Raw genomic sequence first — 18,455 nt, 5'->3', positions numbered from 1 at the left:
ATGTCTAAATTTACATTTGCTCATCTTATTGGTCGCAAGGCTAAAACTACTGAAGAAGATGATGAAAAAACACGCAAAGCGAAAGGTCGTCGTGTAGAAGATGACGATGAAGAAGAAAATGCTGAAAATGATGATCCTGAATCGGAAGATCAAGACGAAGAAAAAGAAGGTCGTAAAGCGAAGAAGGCAAAAAGCAAAAAAGCCGAAGATGATGATGACGAAGACCCTGATGCAGAAGATGATGAAAATGCAGAAGGTGACGACGAAGATGCCGAAGATGATGAAGACAACAAAGACGTGAAAAAAGGCCGTCGTGCCGAACGTAAGCGTTGTGCTCGTATTTTTGGCAGTAAAGCTGCTGCTGCGCGTCCTGATATGGCTGCTCATTTGGCATTTAATACTAATTTGTCATCGAGTGAAGCAATTAGCACTCTGAAAGCCATGGGCGGGGTTTCAGCGCCGAAAAGCAATCGTCGTTCTCTTGATGCTCGTATGCGTGAAGAAGAGCAAGTGCGTTTAGGTCAAGATGCGGAAGTGGCGCCAGCAGGTTCTGCAGCATCTATTGTTAACAAAATGACAAGCCTGTACAACAGTAATAAAGGGGGCAAATAATGGATCAGATTTCACAAAACCCATTTCAGCCTGGTGTGCGCCAAGCGGTTTTTAATCCTGACCAGTTAATCTCAGGGCCGCTTCAAGTTGTGACTGATACGGTAACTATTGCGAAAGCAGGTATTTTAAAACGTGGTACCATCCTTGGTAAAGTTACCGCTTCTCGTGAGTACGTTTTATGTAAAAAAGATGCGGCAGACGGCAGTGAAAAACCCTGTGCTATTTTAGTTGATGATGTCAACACAACGGAAGATAGCGTTTTAGGTGGTGTATATCTCATGGGCGAGTTTAATCATCATAAAACAACGTATGATGCGACTTGGACTATCCCTGAACTGACTGACGAATTGCGTCAATTCTCTATTTTCCTTCGCGATAGCGTACAAGCTTAATCCCCCATTAATTCACTTAGACGTTGAATGCTAGAAATAGTAGGGCTTTTGACGTCTTTTAAATGAGAAAAAGTATGAATATTTTCGATACGAATGTTTTAGTTCAAGTCGTGCCAAACCTAATGACTAGCCAAAACTGGTTATTAGATAAATTCTTTCCAAGCGTGGTTGAGTCTGATACTGAAGAAGTTTCTATCGATGTAGATGTGGGCTTACGTCGTATGGCTCCATTTGTTTCGCCATTAGTGGAAGGTAAACTGGTCGAGGCTCGTAAGTTCCAAACCAACAGCTTTAAACCTGCGTACATCAAAGACAAACGTGCACCTGATTTACGTAAGCCTATCCGTCGTCAAATCGGCGAACGCATTGGTGGACAGTTGTCTGCAGCAGAGCGAGAAATGCTAAACCTCCAGTTCGAAATGGCCGACCAAATCGATATGATCAACCGCCGCTTAGAGTGGATGGCATCCAGCGCATTGGTTTCAGGTACTGTCACGGTGGCGGGTGAGGGTTACGACACGAAAGTTGTTGATTTTGGTCGTGCCGCTGAATTGACCATCACATTATCTGGCACCGACAAGTGGCCACTGAAAGTTGATGCAGGAAAAACCAATACTCAGCCTTCTGACGATATTGAAGATTGGGGGCAGCGTATTCTGAAAAATTCAGGTGCGACTGCTACTGATATCGTGTTTACCACTAAATCGTGGAAAGCATTTCGTTTGGATACCACGATTAAAGACAATGCGATTACTTTCCCTGCATTAAGCCCGTTCGGTAACCAAATTAATGCAGGTACACAAGTTCAAAAAGGGGCGGTATATAAAGGGCGTTGGGGTAACTATGATTTGTGGCTTTACAATGATTGGTTCATTGACCCAATTGATAACATTGAAAAACCAATGATCCCCGATGGCTCAGTAATTATGTCGGGGGCTGATTTAATGGGAACTCGCGCATTCGGTGCCATTATTGACCCTGCATTTGACTATGGTCCACTGGCATTTGCACCAAAATCATGGTTAGAGCATGATCCCGCGCAGCGTTTCTTAATGATGCAATCTTCACCGCTGGTTATTCCTAGCCGTGTGAATGCGGCATTGTGTGCAACGGTAGTCTAACGGAGGCATTATGGCGAAGAAACCCCAAGAGCAGCAGGATAAAACTGATGACTTGGGGGGATTACCCCCTGAGTTACAGGTTGATGGTAATACTCAACAAAGTGTTGCTCCAACAGATGAATTAAATGATAAACCGCATGTTGAACCAGTTTCAAAACCAGACCCTGAGCCAAAATCAGATAACGATGATGAAACGGATGATATTTATGTCGTTGTAAAAGGTCGCTCAGTTCAGCACAACGGTGTTCTCTATACCGAAAGCCAACAAATTGAATTGGAAGATAGCGATGCCGAACGACTTGTTACTCTCGGTGTTGTTATGTCATTGGCCTCTGTGCGTGAAAAACTGGTTCAAGCCAACCCTACTGGCACGGTAACAATCAGTGGGGGTTGATTGGGATAAGCATCTATTAAATCCACTTCATAATGTTTTTGCTGAAAAGGCGAACTGGCGACCTAAAACAGGGGAGCATTATGATATTGAGGGAATATTTGATAGAGCCTATGCCCAAAACTATGAATCCCTCGATGGGGAGAGTGGAATTAACACCACTCGCCCGATTTTAGGTGTGCGCGATGCTATTTTCAAAACTGCCCCAGTTAAAGGTGACAAGGTATTTATCTATAGTGTGAGCACATTATTCGTTGTTGGGGATGTCCAGCCTGACAGTCATGGTGGAACACATCTGATCTTAAATAAGGTGGTGGCATCATGAATGCAGCGCAGATCCGTGAATTAGTTGTTAACTCCCTAAAAGGAAAAACAGCCGCAGAAAACCGTGTTTATTCACCGATGGATTGGTCAACAGTAAATGCGGATTATCCTTGTATTATTGTTCAAACACCGTTTGATCAAAAAAAATCACTGGGCCGTAACGTACCTCAATTCAATACCATCACGACAGTACGTGTGACGGGGCGACTAGAAGAGTTTGATGGTGGTGACCTCGATGGAGCCATGAAAGCTGAGCTAGCATTGGAAGCGCTACGGGAAGAAATTGAGCGTGCTGTCATTAATAGTTATGAATTGACGCGCCAAATTCAGCAGTTTATTGAAATTCGTTCTCAAATCGATATCAGTGCAGTTGGTGAAGGCCATCTTGCACAGTTATTGGTGGATTTAGACATCGAATACTACCAAGGCCCCGAAGAGTTTTATCCTATTGAGGCGGATCCGTTAACGGGTATCGATATCTCTGTTCAACAACCGGATGGTACACCTCAGCACCACATCAATATTGACCTGACCTAATCAGGAGTTTCTATGTATGTAAAACCAATTAAGGGCCGCAGCGTTCGCTGTCCGGTCAAGGGTTCTCCTTTGCCTGAAACAGGGCAAGAAGTACCCAATAATGTTTATTGGCGTGCGCGGCTTAACAATGGTGATGTTGAGCTTGTCATACAACAATCCAAGGAGAAAAAAGCATGACAGTGCCATTCTCACGAGTTCCGAACAATCTACGTGCGCCACTTTTCTACATTGAATTTGATAATTCGATGGCCAACAGTGCAACGGCGACTCAGCGCACTCTGATTGTAGGCCAAATGTTAACAGGAGCAGACGCGCAGAATGCCATTCCTGAGCGAATTCCCTCAGCATCGCAAGCTGCAGAACGATTTGGTAGTGGTTCAATTTTGCATAGTATGGTTAAGGCATATATTGGTAACGATACTGCTGCCGAGGTTTGGGTCTTGCCTCATAACGATACTGAGTCAATGACTGCTGCCATAGGTTCAATCAAGGTTAACAGCCCTGCAAATGCTACAGGTGTTATTTCACTTTATGTTGGTGGTATTCGCGTTCAAGTTACTGTTGTAGCAACAGATACCGTAGAAATTATCGCTTCAAGTTTAGGTACTGCGATTAATCGATTATCAGAAATGCCAGTAACGGCTAAAGCTGAAAACGATACATTGACATTAACTGCGAAAAATAAAGGTGCTTTAGGAAATAGCATTGATATTCAACTCAATTATCGCGGCTTATCAGGGGGAGAGACTACACCTTCAGGTCTAGAGCTTATCATTACTGACATGGCTGGTGGGAGTGGCGCACCTGATTTGTTGGATGGGTTATCTAATCTTAATGATCGCTCGTTTGATTTCATTGTAAACCCATATAGTGATACCTCCTCACTTGATGCTATTAAGGACTTCTTGTCCGATAATGGTGGTCGTTGGTCATGGGATCAGCAACTTTATGGGCATAGTTTTACCGCAATTACAGGAACATATGGACAATTAGCTGATTTCGGTGAAAAGCGTAACGATCAGCATAATTCTTTGCTGGGGGTTCCTAAATCACCATCTCCCATTTACCAATGGGCCGCTGCTTATGTTGGTGCTATTGCTCAAAGTTTACGCAATGACCCGGGGCGACCGCTACAAACATTACCTATTAATGGTGTTTTAGCGCCTGATGTAACTCAGCAACTCGGTCTTATTGAGCGTAATAGCCTATTACATAGTGGTGTATCGACATTTACAGTTGATGACGATGGTACCGTGCGTGTTGAAAACATCATTACGACCTATCAGAAAAATGCTTATGGCGATAATGACGATAGTTACCTTCAAGTAGAAACCTTGTTTTTGTTGATGTTTGTTTCTCGTTTCATGCGAACTCAAATAACAAGTAAATTTGGGCGTATGAAGCTGGCTAATGACGGTACTCGATTTGCTCCTGGTGCTGCGATTGTTACGCCTAATGTGGTTCGTGCTGAATTAATCGCGCAATACAAGTCATTAGAATTTAATGGCCATGTGCAAGATTCTGATGCTTTTATTAAAGGCTTGCTTGTTGAGCGCAATAGCCAGAACCCAAATCGTCTAGATGTTTTATGGACGGGAACCTTAATTAATCAACTTCGTGTGTTTGCGTTACTTAACCAGTTCCGCTTACAACCAACAATTTAAGGGGAGACTATGTCAAACACAGCTAACCGTTTGGCGGGGACGGCATACGTCACCGTCAATGGTATTTCAATTATGGTCGTGGGGGATTTTACCTATAGCCCATCAAGGGTAAAGCGTGAAACGCTATCAGGAATGGACTCGGTGCATGGATACAAAGAGAAACCAACACCAGGTTTTATCTCCATGCGTGTGCGTGATTCTGGTGGTACCACCGTTGCTGATTTTAACAATCAAACCGACGTGAATATTGTTGCGGAATTAGCCAATGGAAAAACTATCATTGGGGAAGGGCTGTGGACGGTTAACACGCAGGAAGTCAAAAGTGAAGATGCAGAATTTGAAGTGCGCTGGGAAGGCCGCTCGGTAACGGAGAATTAATCGTGGAAATTGAAAAATCGAAAACATTTACGCTGAATACTCCCATTGAATCAAATGATGGTAGTACTCGTTATGAAACTATTAATTTAAAAGAGCCTGTACTTTTTCAAGTTGAACAATTCTACGCAGAGCAGGCCAAGTCACCGAGTTCATTACCTGCGATGCGATTACTTATTGTACTTGTTAGCGGTATTCCTGATCCAATCATTAAAAAAATGTCTATTACAGACTTTGCGGTTTGCCGGGATTATTTACAAAGTTTTTTGGCATTCAATCCCTCAGCGAGTGGCAACAGCTAGCAGCTGAAGCAACGTATTTTTATAAATGGGGGCCACACGAAGCGTGGTCACTCACTAAAAGTCGGTTGCTGTGGTGGGTAGATAATGCAAATCGAATAATTAATAGAGGTAAACATGGCGAGTAACACATTTGATTTTGAGTTGGTTGCTGATGATAAAGCAAGTGGGGTTATTCGTCAGATTGAAAGTGAGTTAAGTCGCTTACGCCCCAGTGTTCGTGATGTGAAAGAAGATTTGAATCTTGGTGGTAGCGATACCGAATCAGGTCTTGGGGCAATTGGCGACAAATTACGGGGTATTGGTGATGTAGCAAGTAAAGGTGCACAAAATATCGGTGATATGATCCCACCATTAAAAAATTTTGGTGAATTATCGAGTAAATATCTCGGCATGGCAACAAAAATTGGAGGGATTGGTGCTATTGGCTATGCAGGGTATCAAATAGCTTCTCAGATTCGTGATGAGGGTAAAAAAGCCACCGATATCTCAACCAGTGCAAAAAGCATGGGAATGTCTGTTGAAGAAGAAACACGATTAACAGGCACACTTCAGCAGCGCGGTGTGGATGAGTCTGACGCTCGCCAATCTATGTCTGGCTACTATGTTGAATTGTCTAAAGCGATAAAAGGTGAAAATAATGAGTTGCTTGCATCAATTCGTCAAATTGGAGCAGATATTTATCAGAAAAAAGATGGTTCAGTGGATGTTACTAGGACATTACAGAGCCTAGAAAAAGCCATTGCTAAAATGCCAGAAAGTCGTAACTGGGAATTACAGGCTAAAGTTGGCCTTGATAACAATATGTTAGGGTTAATGCGTGAAGGTAAACTTGACGAACGACTAGAAAAATCAGATCAGCTTGGATTAACTCGTCATACCGAAGTCGTTGAAAAATTGAGTAAGTTAGATGCCGCCTTAAATGAGCTCGGCGCTGCATGGGAAGGACTAAAAACCAAAGGTTCGGATAAGGTTAATGATGTCCTATCTGATGATTCTGTCATTGATGGGCTTGGTGGCATACAAGAAATCCTAACTCATGGACCCGATAGCGCAGCAATTAACAGAACCCTTGGCATAATCAATGGTGAGCAATCTAAAATATTACGTTGGACGTATGAAACCCCTGAATTTTATGACAAGTTAGATTGGAGTGATCAGGTTGCAGTTAGCCTTGGCTTTATGACTGATAATGTTCAGAAAGAATATGATAAATGGCAAAAAGAGCACACTCCTCAGAAACATGAAGAGCCCACGCAAGAATACAGTAAAATTCCTGACAATTGGATTCAAGATTCAAAATATGACCCAACAACGAGAGGTTTTAGAAATAAAAACCCCGGCAACCTAAGAGATGCAAATAACAAAATTGGCCTTCAAGGCCCTGAAGGTGACCAGTTTGCTATTTTTGCATCTGATCGAGATGGGTTAGCTGCAATGTCTAGACAGTTGATGCTGGATGCTGAAAGGGGTAAAAATCGCATTGCTGATTATATTGAAAAGTACGCGCCATCAAATGAAAACAAAACACAAGAATATATCAGTATGGTATCAAATTGGACTGGATATGGCGCATATGAATATCTTGATATGCATGATCCCGAAGTTTTAGCCAAGTTAATGAATGCAATGATAAAAGTGGAAAATGGAGCACAGCCATTTAGCTATGACCAGATCATGGAAGGTGTTATGGACTCTATTATGGATGATCGTTGGAAAGGACTTAGAGATCCAACTAAAGTTATGGAACAACGTGATATGATTTCTTTGCGTGAAGAGCAGAAAAAAACTGAACAACGAACTCAGGAAATGCCATCAATAAATGCTGGCAACCAAACAACTCAAGCCGTCGATATGATCACAAATGCTTTATCAGAGGCATTACAACAAAACGCTAGACTAGAAATTACTGTCGTGAGTGGTGATAAGAAAACAACACAGTACTTAACACCCAAATCAAACGGAAGAATTACTATCCCTATGGATGCCCCTTAATAAGGGGCATAATTGATATCCATTTAATTAAAATGCTTTTTGTGATGCTCTACATTGGTAGCTTTCGCCACCATGTTCAGTTACAAAATAACTAACAGCACCCCCAGTTAGTCTATTTACTGAAACATGCTGCATTGTTCGCCACTCATCACCTCGTGACCATTCAATGTTATAGTTTATAGTGTCGCTATTTATTACGGGGGAGATAACTCGGAAATTAGTAGAATCACGACCTTGAGATTCACCATCCTCCCAAACAATGACTAAACCAGTCCAGTTTGCTGTTTTTCCATTTTTTACGCAGTTATTTCCTGAGTATTCAGGCCACCCTTTGACATCAAAACAAAGAGTGTCTTGGCCAGACAAATAAAAAGATGGCCAAATAGAAGTACCTTTCTCTCCCGAAGTTTGGTTTTCACAAATAATTGGGGTTGCAGAGAATGATATTACAGGGACTAATACTGACAATGCAGTAAGTATTTTTATATATTTCATCAGAAATCACCTTTATATAAGTTGTATGTTACTTTAATTAAATCTATGTAATGAGCAATAGTATGCATAATTAAATGTTAACAAAATCATTATTTAGATTTTTATCTCTGGAGTTCCCATGGCATTAATTAAAAACGCATTATCTTCTTTATTGGGAGAGGATAGCTCATGGTCATGGGCTGAACATTTGCGTCAGGCTTCATTTCGTGGTGTTCCGTTTGGCGTTATGTCGGGCGAGGGCGTATTTGGTCGTCGTGTTGCGGTACATGAATACCCATACCGAGATCAGGCATGGGTTGAGGATCTCGGTCGTAGCACTCGACGGTTCACAATAAAAGGCTTTTTAATTCAAGATAGCTTGGTTTATGACGCACCTGATGTTTTCACCCAGCGTGATAACTTGATAGCTGCTTGTGAAGAAGGAAATTCAGGAACGTTAATTCACCCCACATTAGGCGAGTTAACGGTAAGTGTGACTGAAAGTGGCTTACGAATTAATGAAAATGCTGAAAATGGGCGAGTATTTGAGTTTGAGCTATTTGTTATTGAATCAGGGTTAAAAGTTTTCGCAATAACAGAATCAGAAAATTCAGGCGTTTTAACTTCTAAAAATTGGTTAAAAACAGCCACAACAATGGCGGCTAAATATATTTCTCTTATCAAGGGCGAGATGAGAGCGGTTACTCAGACACTAGAAACGATAAAACGAACGGCAAGTTTTTGGGTCATGATTGCTGAAAAAACAGTTAATGAAGCCACAAACTTGAGTGATTCATTGGGCAGTGTGTTTGGTTCAGATCAGTATGGCCGTTATCAGAGTGGTAAATTGGGCGGTTCAGTTTCGGGGGCTACAGGTAAAAAGTTTATTACTGAATTAAATGGAGATGAATCAACAATTGTAGATAAGCAATTAACAGCTATTACAATAGATCGTGAGAATCTATCTCAGCAACTTGAGTTAGTTCAGCAAGCGAAAGACCCCGAACAATTTTGCCAATATACCCAAGACACTATAGCGAAAATGATGGAGTTGGCCAGTTCAATTGACCGTAGAATTCACTTACTTTCGCAGTTATCGTTGTTTGAATATCCAGAATACCAAGAAGATGCACAAAGTAAGCGGATTACAATACTGACAGTTGCTTATTTATCAGTTATCACTTCAGCGGCAGTTGCCACACTTTCGACACAAACATTACCTAGTAGCAGTAATGATGCAGCAAACCAACAAAGAGACATTTGCCATATTCTTGATAATGCATTAACCCAAATAGGTGATCTCGGGATGGATGATGCATATCAATTACTTTATGAAATGCGTGCAGCCGTTGTAACTCAGTATATTTATAAGGGCTCAGAAAAAGGGCGTTTAACTCAGTACTCATTACCTGAAACGTTAAGTGTTTTACATGTTTCTAATCGAATTTACCAGGATGCAAGCCGTAGTGATGAATTGGTAATGGAGGTTTCACCTCGCCATCCGGCATTTATGCCCATAAATTTTAAGGCATTGAAAAAATGAGTGATAAAAATAACGATGAAGTTTCATTACTCATAAATGGCAAACGCATTATGGGGTGGGATAGTATTCGAATCACGCGTGGCATTGAACGGTTCCCCAGCGACTTTGAATTGTCATTGATGGACTATTATCCAGCGACGGATGAAAAACAATTAGTGAAAGCGGGTGATCCTTGTGAAGTGATGATAGGTGAAGATAGGGTTGTTACTGGCTATATCGATAGTTGGAACCCTGCTATTAATAAGACGCAACATCAGATCCGTGTTTCAGGGCGTGGTAAGTGTCAAGATTTGGTCGATTGTTCAGCGAATTGGGAAAATAATGTTATTAGTCAATCTAATGCATTACAAATAGCAAAAAAACTCGCTACTTGGTATGACATTGATGTCATTAGCGATATTCCAGAGAGCCAACTTCAGAACATTCCCCAGTTTACGCTTAATTGGGGGGAGTCCTCACAGCAAGTCATTGAGCGAACATGCCGTTGGTCTGCACTGCTTTATTATGAACTCCCTGATGGGAGTTTATTTTTATCTCGAGCTGGAACAGAAGTAGCCGCTAGTGGTATTTCTCAATGTCAAAATATTGAAGAAGCTAATTACTCTGATTCCATGAGTAATCGATATTCTGAATATATTGGTGTTTCACTATCGATATCACCAATGAACGGTGACTATTCATCGGTTGAGAACGCCAGAGCACGAGATCCCGAAGCCGATAAAATGCGGTACCGTAATTACATCACAATTGTTGAAAGTAACCTTATTACGGCAAGACGAGAGCAGGAAGCGATTAATTGGGAAATGAACCGTCGTTATGGTCGATCTAAGGAGTTACGTGTTGTCATTGATAGCTGGCGCGATGTTGATGATCAATTATGGCGACCCAACACACTAATTCCTATCAATATCCCGATATTTGGCCTTGAAGATAAACAATGGTTGTTGTCTGAAGTTGTTTTTATTCGGGGCAGTGATGGAACCAAGGCGATTTTAACGTTAATGCCTCCAGAAGCCTTTATTGTTGAGCCATACGAATTCTATCAAACGATTAGGATGTGATGATGAGCCAGATTTTAAGAGACATCAAAACGCGTATAGCAATGATGATTGGCTTCGGCAAAACTACATTGTCAGAAGATGGCGGTAACACTCAAAAAGTCCAATACCACAATAATATGGAAGTGAGAGACGGTACAATTCGTTATACCGATTTTGGCTTTTCTTCCTCACTTCCAGCAGGGTCTGATGTCTTAATTGCTTACCTTAATGGTAATCGCTCAAATGCAATCATCTTTGCCAGTAACCACCCTTCATCAAGGCATCAAAACCTGAAATCAGGTGAAAGTGTGCTTTATAACCAATGGGGCCTGCATATTTTAATGACCGAAGAAGGCATTGTGATTGAGGCAAAAGATAAAGCCGTAACGGTAAATAATGCTAAAAAAGTCACGGTGAATGCGTCAACTGAAGTATTACTCAATACCCCAATACTAAAAGTAACGGGGGATATTATTGATAATTGCGAAGGTAATAAATCGACGTTAAAAGCGTTACGAGACAGCTATAACAAACATAATCATGATGTCAAAAATGTCCAATCAGGCGGTAGCAATATCACTAGCGAAGCTATCAAGGAGAAAGTCTAATGTCAGATATTTCAACGTGGTGGCAAGTTAATTCAAATAAAGCGGATTGGTTGCAAGGTTCTGGTGATTTATTGGCAGGAGACGATTTACAAACGGCCATCATGATTAGTTTATTTACGGATGGTGTTGCTAAACCTGATGATCAATTAGATGAAAGTTATCGCAGAGGCTGGTGGGGGGATTTAGGAAATAATTACAACATTGGTTCTCGTCTATGGTTACTGGATAGAGAAAAACTCACTAAATCTGTTGCAAGTAAGGCGGAAGATTATGCCAAAGAGTCACTTAAATGGCTTGTTGACGATGGTGTGGTTTCTTTTTTTGAGGTGCCACGCAAATTGTTTACCCAAATAGGCTGAATATGATTATTCGCTATCACAGACCGGGTGATAAAGGTGACTTACGATTTTATTGGGTTTGGGAGGCATAACCATGCCATTTAAAAGAAAAACACTTTCAGAATTACGGGAGCAGGGCGAGCAATTCATTCGTTCAGAGTTAAAAGAACCAGGGGCATTATTGCGTTTCTCTAATATGAAGATATTAGCAGATATGACTGCAGGGATGTCACATATGCATTATGGTTATTTAGACTATATTGCAAAGCAAACAACCCCCTTTACAGCAACAGATGAATGGTTAGCAGGATGGGGGGCATTAAAACGGATTTATCGAAAAGCCCCGCAAAAGGCTAAATGCAACTCTGTAAAAGCGGTTGGACTTCCGGGGAGTGTGATTAGAAAAGGGAGTAAACTCAATCGCGGAGATGGTTATCAATATGAAACGACAGAGGAAGGTTTTATCGAACCTTCTGGCGAAACCTTACTGTCAATAGTCGCAATTTTACCTGATATCAATACCACTCAAGACAGTGACGGTTCATTCGGTAATAGCCCATCCGGAACTAAATTAGCTTTAGATATTAGCATCCCCGGTGTTTCTTCAGAGTTAGTTGCCATTGAGCCTATTGTTGGCGGCGCAGATATTGAACAGGAAGAACTATTCAGAAGCCGTATATTAGAGGCCTATCAGAATCCATCACAAGGTGGAAATGCTAATGATTATGTAGGATGGGCAAAAGAAGTACCAGGAGTAACGCGAGCATGGATTAGGCGTCGAGCTTTAGGCGCGGGATCAGTTGGTATTTATATCATGTGTGACAATAATGCTAACGGTGGGTTTCCGATTGGCACTGATGGTCCAGCAACAAAAGAAGTCTATCAAGTCCATGCGACTGGAGATCAGTTGCGCGTTGCTGACTATCTTTACGACCTCCAATCCGTTACCGCATTAGTGTGGGTTTGCTCTCCAGTTGAAAAGAAAATTGATTTTGAGTTTAGCGGGTTGTCGCATATTGACCAAGAAACAAGACGAAAATTAGAAGGGGCCATTGATGGTTTTTTCTATATCAATAGTGACCCATCTGAATTAAATACGATTAACCCCGCAGATATTGATCGCGCCATTTTTGCAGCGTTAGGATTGGTGGGATATAAGTTGATTATGCCCCCCGATGAAATTGAATTGGGGATCGGTGAAATTCCAATACGGGGGGAGGTCATTTATTCATGATTGCCTATAGCGTAGAGGATTATACAAAGGCACTAATCAGTTTAGCCCCTCATGGTTTAGCATGGAATTGGAAGCCCGACAGTACAATGTATTCAGTTCTTAAAGGGTTAGCATGGAATTATCATATTTCTGATATTGACTCTATTCAATTGCTGAATGGTTCATTTCCAAAAACTGCAACAGTGATGTTAGCTGAGTGGGAAAAAACATTAGGATTACCTGACGATTGTGCAATCGGTGAAATGGATAGTTTACCTAAAAGGCAAGGTGCTGTTGTTTCAAGGCTAATTTCAACTGGAGGACAATCTAAACCCTTCTTTATTCATTTAGCTGATGAATTGGGATACCAAATTACCATTACAGAATTTCGGGCGCTACGGGCAGGAATATCAGCATGTGGCGACTCATTGTATACGGGGGATTGGTTATACACATGGCGAGTTAATGCAGGTGATACAGAAGTGACAGCAGCTAAAGCTGGTATCAGTTATTGCGGTGATCCCCTTAGATCATGGGGTGACCGATATCTTAAATGTAAATTCAATCAAATATCTCCCCCTCATACTATTGTTCAAATTGGTTATTCTGAATAACTAATTTATTAATTAATTTACTTTTATCACTTTAATTGAGTGAGGATATGTCATGAAAAAAATTGGTGACGTCACCAACACAGCCGATAAAAACGGTGAGTTTACTAATGGCAATATTTCAACAGGAACTCCGCCAACAATATTAGAAGGACCATGGCTTACGGCCGTACAAAGAGAAATTATTAATGTTTTAATCAAGGCTGGGGTTGTACAAAACCCAGATAAAGATGATCAGTTAGCTACAGCAATAGTAAAAATAGCAAGTGATGTAGCCCCTGAAATCGTACAAAATATAGGAGCATCAGAAAAAAGTGTCATGAGTCAAAAAGCGGTAACTGATGCTATTTCTGACAGTCAAGTTAATGTTCCAGATGCGACGGAAGAAATAAAAGGAAAGGTAATGCTAAGTACCAAAATCAGTAATGCTGATAACTTAGCGTTAGCGCCAGTGGCTATCCAGCCCTTACAAAAGGATGTTTTATCCACGCAAAGGACAACAATTACAAATAATAACATATTGAATAACTCTCAACTTGAGTTAATCGCTCACCGTGGTTTCGCACGCCAGTTTCCACAAAACACGATACTTGCATTTAGCATGGCAGCTGAAGCGGGTGCAACTTCATTGGAATGTGATGTGCAAGCATCAACCGACGGTGTGTTATATGTATTTCACGATTTAGACGTAAGTGCACTGACTAACGGAACTGGGCTCTTTAGGGAAAAAAGTTCCGCAGAGATTGATCAGCTAAGATATAAAAATTTAGAGGGAACAATCTACTCAGATATGCATATTCCTAGATTTAAAGATGTTTTAGATTTAGTCAAGGAGCGAGGCTTAAAAATCTACGCTGAATTTAGTGATCACATGACAGAGGAGAATATTCTCGAGTATATAAGGCTTATTACATATTACGATGCAGAAAATAACGTAACAACACAGTGCTTTAACAACGATAAGCTATTATTTCTTCGCCAGCATAATAAAAACTTGGAACTGGGATTTTTACGACCTACCGCAGCTGACTATGAGTCTCTCATTCCCACTTTGCAAGCGAATGCTCCAGCTATGTTCCTGATGGAAATGAAATCTTTTCTTAGTGATTCATCTATAGCTAAAAAGTGTCGAACTGCAAATGTTGGACTTGCTGTATGGGGGGTAATGAATAGCACAGAAGCTGCACAAGTCATGAAGCAAGGGTGTAACCGTATTGTTTCAGATGTTTCACTAAAAACAAAATGAGAAAACAACATGACATCAATTGTATTGCGTAATATACAAGATATGGTTTTTGAAAGAAGCTCAGGAAGTATAGTTTCATATTCAGAGAATGGAGATGCGGCAGTAATTAAAAAAGTAGGCTCATCAAATACAGATAGGGCATATTTAACTAAATCGTTTCCTGTTCGGCCTGGAGCAACTTACACATTCAGTATCGAAGCAAAAATAAATTCAGAATCTATTACTGGTGGTATTTATATTGACTACCCGCATGAATCCAACTTTCAGCAATATAAATTTAATCATCGTGATTGGAAATTATACAAGATATCATTTACTGTTCCAACGCATTCAAATACTGGAGAAAACTGGAAGAAATCTGTAATGAAAATATCAGCTGGAATTATAACGGGAGGGACTGAAGGAGAAATTATACTTAAAAACCCTTTATTAATTGAAGAAAATGGCATACCAACTCCTAGAATCCACGCTATGGGGCTTGTTGTTGTGAGTAATTCAGGCGGATCGTTAAGCAGTGATTATTCAAAAGTAGGTATTCGCGGTTTTTCTTTATCTGAAGACAAAAAAACATTATATATAAAAACGGATAAATTACTTTCATCAGGTTATCAACTTTCTGTTGGGTTTAGACCAATAATCTCGACTCAGATGACAAATGATGTGGGTAGTATGAAATACAGGGTGTACGCAACATTTGGCGTAAATGATGAAATGATTTCAATAAATCTGGTAAAAAATTCTGATAGCAGTGTAGTTGACATATCACAGCTAAATGAATCTCTGGCTTTTTTTATTACAAGCTTAATCAACTAAATAGCGCCGAAAGGCGCTTATTGCTTTAATTGAATAAATTTGAAAATATATTCGTTTATATTTTTTATAAAACGCATAGACAGAGTTATAGATATAACAACTGCGAATACTGCCATTACGATTGAAAAATAAACCTCACCAAATTTATCAAAAAGTAGAGTAAATATACCTGCAAATGAAAGTAATTTTATTATAACTCCATGTGCTAGATAGACATGTAATGTGTTTTCACCAAAGTTTGTAGTTGATATATTTTTTCTTGATATGAGTGTAAATAACAAAATTGACAACAATATTGATATTAGCAGAGTTGCTAGTTTGAGCAAAGTCCCACTAATTGCACCATATCCTAGCGTTGACATACTACGACTTCCAAACCAGATTCTATAATCAATATCACTAAAGTAGACACCAGAAAGCAAAAGGATAAAAGCGATTAGTGACAAAGCTTTATATTTAAAATTAAATGACTTGAAGATGACGTCCTTGTATAGAACTGAAAATAGAAAAACAGGAAAGAAAGTCAGTGTTCTAGATAACCCTAAAGGGTAGCCGATAAAGTTAAAATTACAAGCAATGAGAGATATAAAGACAGAAATAACGAAAGGATATTTGATTTTTAAAAATATAGGGGTTATAAGTCTCCAAATTGCTAAGCTATACAAAAACCACATTATCCACGCTGGAGATAATACTAGAGTGTAATAAGATAAAGTCTTGGCTGATGTAAACAAAATCAGCTCATACAGCAAGTTATAGAAGATGAAAGGAACAATTATGTTGTTGTATGTTTTCTTTACATTATTTTTTGTATTAAAAAATAACCCTGATAACATTATAAATGCAGGCATATGGAAAGAGTAAATTGTCTTAAATATGTCAGTTAACACTTGGCTTGATGATATTTTTGTTTCTAACAAGTGACCGAAAACGACAAGCATGATCAAGAAAAATTTTGCGTTATCGACAGCTACATTCCTCATGAGAGTCCCTTCTGTTAATAAATATAAATCATTATATTGAAAGAAGATGTAATCTCAAGTAACTCTATCTACAATCAGCGATTAGCACAAGATATTGATTGGCCTAACCCCCATCACTACAAAGCGGCAGTTTATGGCTGCGGTTTCTCATCACATCAAGTATTTTGCATGCAAAAATTTTTTGTTAGAACTTCATAATAACACCATTTCTTTTACTGTAATATATTGTTTTATCTAGCCGTTATATTTGCGTTATATTATGAAAAAAATCATATGTTGTTGTTTTATAATATAATGTATATGAATTTAAAATCCCTCGGCCTTTAGGCTGTGCGGGTTCAAGTCCCGCCCTGGGCACCAAATAAAAACTCAGTTGAATATCAACGAGTTAGGGAAAGAAAGAAGCCACCTTTTAGGTGGCTTTTTTTGTGACTGAAATCACGCTTCACTATATTTTCACTATATATCTTCACTATATTTTTACCTTCCCCCTGATTTTTTCTGTCCACCGACCGTTGGAGCGATTACCACTTTTCGAGCATATCGTGCAGTCTGTGAAGGTGTTTTATGGCCAGAAATATTTTGCTTCTCACTCAGCGTTCCTTCCAGATCAGATATTCCCTTGCCTTCAAATCATGAAACGTAAAATTAAAATCTAAATAAGGAAATTTTTTTACAGCTTCCTCTTTAGCTTTTACCTGTTTTTAGCTTGCTTAATATAAATACCTGCTTTCATGAGTTGATCTTTTTCAGCGACAAGACGTCTTGCTGACGAGGACTGCATCAAAATAGAAAATAGACAGAGAGCGAGTGCTGGTAAGATTAAAAAGGCACCTGAGGTACATTGGGCGTTTTTCAGAGGCAGACTAAAATATTTGTGAGTAATGAAAGTATGAAACTGACATACTTGGAAAAAATAAAATCGCTCCCATCATATAACTATGTACCTTGTAGAGGATATAAAGCCGTTTTGTCATCAGGTTATTGAATGTAGTTAGTTGGAGTGAAAATGAAAAAATCGGTTTATAAAGCAAGTGGTTTATGGAACCAACAATCTTTCATAACTCTTTTTGTCGCAACAAGCGAAAAAGATGTGCTTTCAACAATAGCATTTTTGGCAAATTTAGGTGGCGCTAGGGTCGATGAGCTATCTATTGAACGTTTTTGTTCCGTGCATTAGTGTAGTTAAAATGAAGAAACGGGACTAATGGCAAAAGCCGCATAACGTAAAATAGAAAAACGCAAACGACAAAAGGAATTAGGTGTGACTAAGATAGAGCTATTTCTTGGTGAACAGGGATTAGAGATTCTCCCAAGAAATTGCGTAATATGTAGGTCAGGCAGGGAGCAGTACAACGTAGCCAACTATCTTTTTATGTGAGCATTGATGGCTGTTCATTGTGTCCGCTCGGTAGCGCTGAATAAAAAATGTGTAAGGGAGGTAATGATCAGCTACTGATAGTTATTTAAGTGAGGCTCATAAATGCTGGGTAACTCATGGGTGACACGGGCTAAAATTGATGTCACAAAGTCTCACAGATAGTTCAAATTTAACGTGTCACTATTAATTTTGATGGGTATAGAAGATGCACTGTTTTCCTCTTTTTTACCCTTTATTTTTTCACTTGAAATTTATTGATTAAAAATCAATGTGTTAAGAATCACTGAAATATAGAAGGTATTTTTCATAAAATCAGATGTAATTTATTGTTGAACATGGTTTTTTTCATGATAATTTATAGTTCACTGCCGTATAGGCAGCTTAAAAAGAAAAAGACGACTCGTTAAATTGCGATTGGGAGTTCACTGCCGTATAGGCAGCTTAGAAAAAAATGCGAACAATATATTTAAGACATCGCCAGTTCACTGCCGTATA

21 protein-coding genes, 2 pseudogenes and 1 CRISPR repeat array (1 of these 24 only partly in view) are annotated in these 18,455 nt (G+C 39.7%); of the genes and pseudogenes, 20 read left to right on the top strand and 3 right to left on the bottom strand.

The features are described 5' to 3' along the window. The 11 genes from PR675_RS03435 to PR675_RS03385 all read left to right on the top strand — a co-directional run bounded on the left by PR675_RS03435 (position 1) and on the right by PR675_RS03385 (position 7,710). On the top strand, positions 1-612 hold the full coding sequence (locus PR675_RS03435) for a hypothetical protein (RefSeq protein ID WP_193450792.1): 612 nt from the start codon (positions 1-3) through the stop codon (positions 610-612). Next, on the top strand, positions 612-1,004 hold the full coding sequence (locus tag PR675_RS03430; RefSeq protein ID WP_112307729.1) for a head decoration protein: 393 nt from the start codon (positions 612-614) through the stop codon (positions 1,002-1,004). The genes PR675_RS03435 and PR675_RS03430 overlap by 1 nt, the downstream gene beginning before the upstream one ends. A gap of 74 nt (positions 1,005-1,078) precedes the next feature. Next, entirely contained in the window at positions 1,079-2,125 is a 1,047-nt protein-coding gene (locus PR675_RS03425; RefSeq protein ID WP_193450791.1) for a major capsid protein, read from the top strand. A 10-nt stretch (positions 2,126-2,135) separates the two neighbouring features. Further along, positions 2,136-2,519: a hypothetical protein gene (locus PR675_RS03420; protein ID WP_193450790.1), complete on the top strand. Its 384-nt coding sequence runs from the start codon at positions 2,136-2,138 to the stop codon at positions 2,517-2,519. Next, complete coding sequence (locus PR675_RS03415; protein ID WP_193450789.1) at positions 2,509-2,841, top strand: head-tail joining protein; 333 nt, start codon at positions 2,509-2,511, stop codon at positions 2,839-2,841. The genes PR675_RS03420 and PR675_RS03415 overlap by 11 nt, the downstream gene beginning before the upstream one ends. Then, the gene (locus PR675_RS03410; protein WP_193450788.1) at positions 2,838-3,377 is read left to right on the top strand and encodes an ATP-binding protein; all 540 of its coding nucleotides are present in this window, start codon (positions 2,838-2,840) and stop codon (positions 3,375-3,377) included. Before PR675_RS03415 ends, PR675_RS03410 begins: the two co-directional genes overlap by 4 nt. A 12-nt stretch (positions 3,378-3,389) precedes the next feature. Next, positions 3,390-3,554 (top strand): DUF2635 domain-containing protein, encoded by a 165-nt coding sequence (locus PR675_RS03405; RefSeq protein ID WP_193450787.1) that lies wholly within the window; start codon positions 3,390-3,392, stop codon positions 3,552-3,554. Further along, positions 3,551-5,041 carry a phage tail sheath subtilisin-like domain-containing protein gene (locus PR675_RS03400; protein WP_193450786.1) on the top strand — a complete coding sequence of 497 codons (1,491 nt, stop codon included), beginning with the start codon at positions 3,551-3,553 and terminating at the stop codon, positions 5,039-5,041. Before PR675_RS03405 ends, PR675_RS03400 begins: the two co-directional genes overlap by 4 nt. Positions 5,042-5,050: 9 nt before the next feature. Further along, positions 5,051-5,419 carry a phage tail tube protein gene (locus tag PR675_RS03395; RefSeq protein WP_193450785.1) on the top strand — a complete coding sequence of 123 codons (369 nt, stop codon included), beginning with the start codon at positions 5,051-5,053 and terminating at the stop codon, positions 5,417-5,419. A gap of 2 nt (positions 5,420-5,421) precedes the next feature. Beyond that, entirely contained in the window at positions 5,422-5,718 is a 297-nt protein-coding gene (locus PR675_RS03390; RefSeq protein ID WP_413788534.1) for a phage tail assembly protein, read from the top strand. A 114-nt stretch (positions 5,719-5,832) separates the two neighbouring features. Continuing rightward, on the top strand, positions 5,833-7,710 hold the full coding sequence (locus tag PR675_RS03385; RefSeq protein WP_272582664.1) for a hypothetical protein: 1,878 nt from the start codon (positions 5,833-5,835) through the stop codon (positions 7,708-7,710). A 27-nt stretch (positions 7,711-7,737) separates the two neighbouring features. On the opposite strand, the gene PR675_RS03380 is transcribed toward PR675_RS03385, so the two are convergent. Then, complete coding sequence (locus tag PR675_RS03380) at positions 7,738-8,205, bottom strand: hypothetical protein (RefSeq protein WP_193450783.1); 468 nt, start codon at positions 8,203-8,205, stop codon at positions 7,738-7,740. 118 nt (positions 8,206-8,323) lie between these two features. Here PR675_RS03380 and PR675_RS03375 point away from each other — a divergent pair, with 118 nt between their 5' ends. From PR675_RS03375 to PR675_RS03340, 8 genes and pseudogenes are all read left to right on the top strand, one after another. Further along, positions 8,324-9,727 (top strand): DNA circularization protein, encoded by a 1,404-nt coding sequence (locus PR675_RS03375; RefSeq protein ID WP_193450782.1) that lies wholly within the window; start codon positions 8,324-8,326, stop codon positions 9,725-9,727. Next, positions 9,724-10,788, top strand: a complete 1,065-nt coding sequence (locus PR675_RS03370; protein ID WP_193450781.1) for a phage baseplate assembly protein — start codon at positions 9,724-9,726, stop codon at positions 10,786-10,788. The genes PR675_RS03375 and PR675_RS03370 overlap by 4 nt, the downstream gene beginning before the upstream one ends. Positions 10,789-10,790: 2 nt before the next feature. Continuing rightward, entirely contained in the window at positions 10,791-11,375 is a 585-nt protein-coding gene (locus tag PR675_RS03365; RefSeq protein WP_193450822.1) for a phage baseplate assembly protein domain-containing protein, read from the top strand. Beyond that, positions 11,375-11,805: pseudogene (locus tag PR675_RS03360) on the top strand (phage GP46 family protein). The gene PR675_RS03365 and the pseudogene PR675_RS03360 overlap by 1 nt, the downstream one beginning before the upstream one ends. A 2-nt stretch (positions 11,806-11,807) precedes the next feature. Beyond that, entirely contained in the window at positions 11,808-12,947 is a 1,140-nt protein-coding gene (locus PR675_RS03355; protein ID WP_193450779.1) for a baseplate J/gp47 family protein, read from the top strand. Further along, the gene (locus PR675_RS03350; protein ID WP_193450778.1) at positions 12,944-13,540 is read left to right on the top strand and encodes a YmfQ family protein; all 597 of its coding nucleotides are present in this window, start codon (positions 12,944-12,946) and stop codon (positions 13,538-13,540) included. The genes PR675_RS03355 and PR675_RS03350 overlap by 4 nt, the downstream gene beginning before the upstream one ends. Positions 13,541-13,592: 52 nt before the next feature. Then, complete coding sequence (locus PR675_RS03345; protein WP_193450777.1) at positions 13,593-14,783, top strand: glycerophosphodiester phosphodiesterase; 1,191 nt, start codon at positions 13,593-13,595, stop codon at positions 14,781-14,783. A 9-nt stretch (positions 14,784-14,792) separates the two neighbouring features. Next, positions 14,793-15,596 (top strand): hypothetical protein, encoded by an 804-nt coding sequence (locus PR675_RS03340; RefSeq protein ID WP_272582663.1) that lies wholly within the window; start codon positions 14,793-14,795, stop codon positions 15,594-15,596. Between the two features lie 17 nt (positions 15,597-15,613). Here PR675_RS03340 and PR675_RS03335 read toward each other — a convergent pair whose 3' ends face one another. Both PR675_RS03335 and PR675_RS03330 read right to left on the bottom strand, forming a co-directional pair. Next, positions 15,614-16,579: an acyltransferase family protein gene (locus PR675_RS03335; RefSeq protein ID WP_193450775.1), complete on the bottom strand. Its 966-nt coding sequence runs from the start codon at positions 16,577-16,579 to the stop codon at positions 15,614-15,616. 480 nt (positions 16,580-17,059) lie between these two features. Further along, positions 17,060-17,274: pseudogene (locus PR675_RS03330) on the bottom strand (integrase); the annotation flags it as partial. Positions 17,275-17,588: 314 nt separating this feature from the next. Between PR675_RS03330 and PR675_RS03325 the strand changes: the two are divergent. After that, positions 17,589-17,759, top strand: coding sequence for a hypothetical protein (locus tag PR675_RS03325; RefSeq protein ID WP_004918798.1), 171 nt, complete (start codon positions 17,589-17,591; stop codon positions 17,757-17,759). Positions 17,760-18,320: 561 nt separating this feature from the next. After that, a CRISPR array of direct repeats spans positions 18,321-18,455; the repeat unit is 28 nt; unit sequence GTTCACTGCCGTATAGGCAGCTTAGAAA; it runs 133 nt beyond the window's last position.

Source organism: Providencia sp. PROV261, from assembly GCF_028477945.1.
GTDB lineage: Bacteria > Pseudomonadota > Gammaproteobacteria > Enterobacterales > Enterobacteriaceae > Providencia > Providencia stuartii.
The sequence above is the reverse complement of the archived record's forward strand: the minus strand, read 5'-3'. Positions and strand labels throughout refer to the sequence as shown.